At 52.8% G+C, this 4818-nt stretch carries 4 protein-coding genes and 1 pseudogene; 2 read left to right on the top strand and 3 right to left on the bottom strand.

The genetic code is table 11. From position 1 onward, the window contains the following. Positions 1 to 434: mechanosensitive ion channel family protein (locus R3X27_RS25230; protein ID WP_317711674.1), on the top strand; the 434-nt coding region annotated here is incomplete at its 5' end. A 599-nt stretch (positions 435 to 1033) separates the two neighbouring features. On the opposite strand, the gene R3X27_RS25235 is transcribed toward R3X27_RS25230, so the two are convergent. Then, positions 1034 to 2134: a hypothetical protein gene (locus R3X27_RS25235; protein WP_317711675.1), complete on the bottom strand. Its 1101-nt coding sequence runs from the start codon at positions 2132 to 2134 to the stop codon at positions 1034 to 1036. Between the two features lie 366 nt (positions 2135 to 2500). On the opposite strand from R3X27_RS25235, the pseudogene R3X27_RS25240 reads away from it, so the two are divergent. Further along, positions 2501 to 2689: pseudogene (locus tag R3X27_RS25240) on the top strand (transposase); the annotation flags it as partial. Between the two features lie 50 nt (positions 2690 to 2739). Here the strand turns inward: R3X27_RS25240 and R3X27_RS25245 are convergent. Together R3X27_RS25245 and R3X27_RS25250 are read right to left on the bottom strand one after the other, a co-directional pair. Then, complete coding sequence (locus tag R3X27_RS25245) at positions 2740 to 3243, bottom strand: hypothetical protein (protein ID WP_317711676.1); 504 nt, start codon at positions 3241 to 3243, stop codon at positions 2740 to 2742. 122 nt (positions 3244 to 3365) lie between these two features. Beyond that, on the bottom strand, positions 3366 to 4514 hold the full coding sequence (locus tag R3X27_RS25250; RefSeq protein ID WP_317711677.1) for a helix-turn-helix transcriptional regulator: 1149 nt from the start codon (positions 4512 to 4514) through the stop codon (positions 3366 to 3368). Positions 4515 to 4818: the final 304 nt, after the last annotated feature.

The raw sequence follows: 4818 nt of genomic DNA on the forward strand, positions 1-4818 counted from the left end.
GCGTCGTGGACGAGATGTCTGTTGTTTCTACCCAAATCCGCACCTTCGATAATCAAGTTATCACGGTGCCTAACAGCAAGATTTGGGGTGATGTCATTACGAACGTGAACGCGTCCGCGAGGCGTCGAGTGGATCTGGTTTTCGGGATTGCCTATTCCGATAACGCAGCTCAGGCGATTGATGTACTCGCAAAGCTTGTTGCAGCGGACAGCCGTTGCCTGGATGATCCGAAGCCGGCCATATTCGTAGGAGAACTGGGCGAGAGTTCCGTCAACGTTTTCTGTCGGCCCTGGGTAAGGACGGAAGACTACTGGGATGTCTACTGGGACCTAACAGGACAAGCCAAGGAACGTTTCGACGAAGAGGGCGTCTCGATACCTTTCCCGCAGAGGGATGTACACATCATTCCCGCACAGGCCGAAGCAAACTCATGAACCCAAGCAAAACGCGGTTATCTCGAAGTTGCGCTCAAAACGTATGGCCCGCCCCGTTGGCAAGTCGATTGCTTCTGGCGTTGACAGGTCGTGCGCTAAGCCGCCATTGATGGTCGGCGCGGCGATTGGCAGCGAAGAGCCCAGAGTACCGAATGCTGCGCTTCGCACGACCGACAGCTTTTCTGAGGTTGCTGCCCTTCGCTGCAAGTGAGCACGCGCCTCCGATCCCGTCCAGCTTCAGACTGCGCAAGTGAGTACCGGACGTTCGCGGTGGGGCACACGACGGTCAAGCCAGCGGACCACGCTGCCATTCACTTCGAAAGGGCCGCATCTACTTTGCTGTGAGCTATAGCTGGAATTCGGCAGGAAACGCAGAGAACTCTCGCTTTTCGTCCTTGAGTGGCCTGACTGACGAGGACTTTGAAGGCAAGCAATTGGTCTGTATTCACTTAGCTTGCCTGCGAAGACGGAATAGCGCCTGTGGAACGGGTTGATGGTAAGTACAATGGCCAACGTCGTTCAGTGGTTTCTAATACGGTCCCAAACTCATCGGAGAAACTGTAGAGCTCGTCGCGAGCGCCGGCCAGAGAGGCCTTACGCTAGTTGCTTTTGAAAAGGGCGTCCAGCTTCTCGAGATCTTTGGGAAACTGGAAGCCAAACGAAACCGAAAAGTCGCCTTGGGAAACGATCTCAAAATCGTCGCTGTACAAAGTCACGCTGCGACCGTCTTCCGTATCAAAGTCGAGATACGTGAGCCGAGCCGCAATGTCTTTATCTGAATCGGCCACCACGTAGGCATGAGGGTAAACTTGGACAATCAGCCAAACACCGGCGAAATCAGGAACGGAAAAAAGCTCGTTGGTGCGATAACGAACTGGAACATCGTCAATGTAGTACTCCCAAGCCTCCTGGGTCCCAACAATCGATACCATCTGGCCAACCGGATCGAGCGCCGTTTCCTGGTATAGCATTGGATCTATACGAAAGAAGCCTAGTTCTTCCTCGCCAGTTGGATTTCGAAGGAAATTGACGCGTGTGGACGGAAGCTCGATGTCAGATCCCGGCATCGGAACTGCCGATAGGCAATGCCCGAAGATACTTTCGAGCTCCTCTGCAGATTCGTCATCAATAGAAGATTCTTCTACCAAGAAACTCATGAGCCGAAAGATCTCGAGGCAATCCCTAATCTGCGAGCGAGTAAACAGATCGAAATGAACTGGGATGTCTCTGGAGAACTCGAGGACATCGCCACTGATATTTCCCACGATCTCTAACTTGAAACTTGCTTCAGCAATTACGATCTTGTTCGAGACTTCTGTTATTCCGCGCAGCAGATCCTGATTGATCCTATTTTCTTTGAGCAGCAGCACCTGACGCGCAGCGGAAGCATCTGCCGCCTTGATCTCGCTCAGGATAAACGAAAAGGCCGAAAGAAAGGCACTCGCCAGAATGCCGGATAGAGCCACTCGCCCCTGCCTCGTGGTTTTGCCGGCTTTGTCCCGGTATTCATGAAGAAGACCGTAGAGGCCAAAGAAACCGCTGGCGGTGATGCCCGCGAACTTGCAGACCGCCAGAAAGGTCCACAGGGCTACGCCACGGGTCACCCCGTCACCATCGGTGGGTAGTGTATTGATCAGGCCCACCGAAAAGAGAACGGCTACTGTCCCAGAGATTAGCCAAAGCGAAATGATACGGGACAAAAGAACTAATCCTCAATTGGCGATTCAACTGGGTCGACGATACCAAAGCAACCATGCCAAAGCAATGCGCCGACCAAGGGACGCTCGGGTAATTTCTTTGATGACTTGTGCACATGATCCATCAGATATGGTAGGTGGGGGGCGGTGCCGAAATGAGGAGCCGTTTCCGGATGGGACCACCGGAGTTCAACGCCCTTGGAAGGTGAGACTTGCGGAACCATCTTACAAATGCGCGACAGGTCTCGAACTTGATGGCTCCAGCCGATTCTCCACGTAATGTGCTCGTCCATTGCGGCATGAAGATTGGCCACCTGTTCAGTTTCCTGTCTGACTTGTATCGCAACTTCCACAGCACCTGGATTGGCTATCCCCGGTCGAAAGCAGCGTAAGACAGCCATCAAGTATGACAAGCGTCGATACAAGCGCCGCAACCGCATCGAGATCATGTTCGGAAGACTGAAAGACTGGCGGCGTGTGGCCACCCGCTACGACCGGTGCCCAAAAGTCTTCCTCTCAGCCATCGCATTGGCCGCAACCGTCATGTTCTGGCTTTGAGACAAGAACGAGTCCTGACCCTAAGGGGGCACCGCAAGTGTTAGTTTATTTCACCAGCGAAACGGGTTGAGCGCTTTGTCAATGTCTCGACCGACTTTCCGCACTACGGAGTTTTTTCCGCCTGCAATATTACCTCTTCGAATTTCCTCAAAGTCAATTCTCGTCGCTTTCTCGGGAAGTAGAGTCGTAAGTCCAAGGAGCTCTCTCGCCAGGTCATATGTCGCCCTAGTCGCAACAAGCTCCGGCTTCCCAGCACAATCTGTTGCCTCCTTCAACTTCTGGTTCGTAACACCTTGGATTTTTTGTGCATATTCGTCCATCTCGGCCATCAGAGCCGCTCTTAGAGACAACTTCAAACCTTTGTAGTTCACCATCTCCCTACTTGGATCAGGAGACTTCTCGAACCGGTCTGAAAGTTCATTTAGCATTTTTCCATTCGTAGCTATCCAGTTTTCAACGTCATTGCTGGCATCTGTGTAACAAACTTCTTGAGCTGACGAGAATGTCGAGAGAATGAACCATGCTGCAATTGCGGTAAATGTTATGTTTTTCATCCTGCGCTCCATTAAAGCTGATTATCAAGATTCAACTATATGGAAATTTTTGCCTCTCGACATGATCCGAACGGATCATGCGCAGCACAGATTTTTTGTGCTGTGGAGTATTCTAGTTGGCCTCAAGCCACTGGAGGCAAAACACGAAGGATCAGTCGTATCAATTCGATCCTGCTGCCGACACCTACCTTGGAAAGCACATTGGAGACTTGGTTCTTTGCCGTTGTCGGGCTAGTGCCGCGCCGCTCTGCGATCTCCGATATGCTCGCGCCATCAGTAATCCATCGACAGACATCGGTTTCCGCGCCGGTCAATCCATAGAGCTCTGTAAACCTATCCAACCGAAGGTACGGGATGCGTTCGGGATCGATTATGGTAACCAACGCTCCATTGAGCCCTTTTTCCAACTCGGCTTTGCTATCATTGACAGGGCCAATGTCGATCAGGAACGGTGTAAGACCTGACGGTCGTACTATAGAGACCAAGGACTCATGCCGATTGGCCTTACCCTGCGCCGTTGAACCCACATCGAGGATATGCGCTTGAATTTTGGAAGTTGTATCGGGGTTAGAAGTGACGATTCTACCATCACCAGACAGCACGATGCCATCTTTCAGGCCAAGTATCCTCTCCGCTTCGCCGTTCTTGACGATTACCTGCCCGTCCGGCAGCGCAATTGCAATTCCCGCTTGCACCCGCTCCAATGCTGCAAGTGCTGCGTTGTACCGAGCCTTCAGGAACGCGAAAACACGGCCAATCTCAAGTGCTTTGGTCAGATGCGGAAGAAAGGCGCGTGATCGTTCGATCGCAGATAGTGGAATTTCAACCTTCTGTCGATCAAACCCGATGCTCATGGCATCAAACCATACGGAATCTGCACTCAAACGGACCCCGAGCCGCCGGGCAACACCGGTTCGTTTTCTCAGAAACGCATAGTCCTTGCGCGCATCTATTGCTTCAGCTGACAGTCCCGTTTCCAGGTCGGGCACTGGTTCATGCGGGGGGTGGGCCTTAAGAAAATCCCAATCCTGGTTCTGCATGCGTGAGAGCCAAGCGCCGTAATACCAGCCCGCCGGGGTGCGAGAGAAATCCAGGTAGACGCTGGACATCATCGTCAGGTCTTTTGCACCAGCTTTTTTGCCACGGATCACCAATGCAATAGCCTTGGCTTCGACGGCTGTTGCTGTCGCATCCAACGCGCGACGCCAACTTCCCGGGTTAACGGCTGTGTCGTATATCAGTTCGAGAGCCTGATAGCCTCGCGGGTCCATTTCGTGCGCTTCCTTTAAACTGACTGGCCTCATCGTGACTTTAACAGAATTGAACAAACTTTTGAGCCACACCAACGAAGGAATCTACTTGACCTCCTTGACAGAGGCGAAATCGACCGCCCCTGTCGGGCTGGCCGTAAATCGGCCATTGGAACAACCGCAGCGAAATGGTGCTTGGTCCGCAGTCCCGACGCTGCTCTACCGCGCGACGAACGTCGGCTCAGTCCTGAACCCGTCGTGTCTGTCTATCGCGGCGAAAGCTCACTCAGAGCCCGGTTTGACAGATGCTGCGGTTCGCACTGAT

Source organism: Tropicimonas sp. TH_r6, assembly GCF_033101155.1.
GTDB lineage: Bacteria > Pseudomonadota > Alphaproteobacteria > Rhodobacterales > Rhodobacteraceae > Tropicimonas.

Bases quoted from the DNA above. Each gene is read 5' to 3' on its own strand.
- R3X27_RS25250 (WP_317711677.1), bottom strand. From the start codon at position 4,514: ATGGACCCGCGAGGCTATCAGGCTCTCGAACTGATATACGACACAGCC.
- R3X27_RS25245 (WP_317711676.1), bottom strand. From the start codon at position 3,243: ATGAAAAACATAACATTTACCGCAATTGCAGCATGGTTCATTCTCTCG.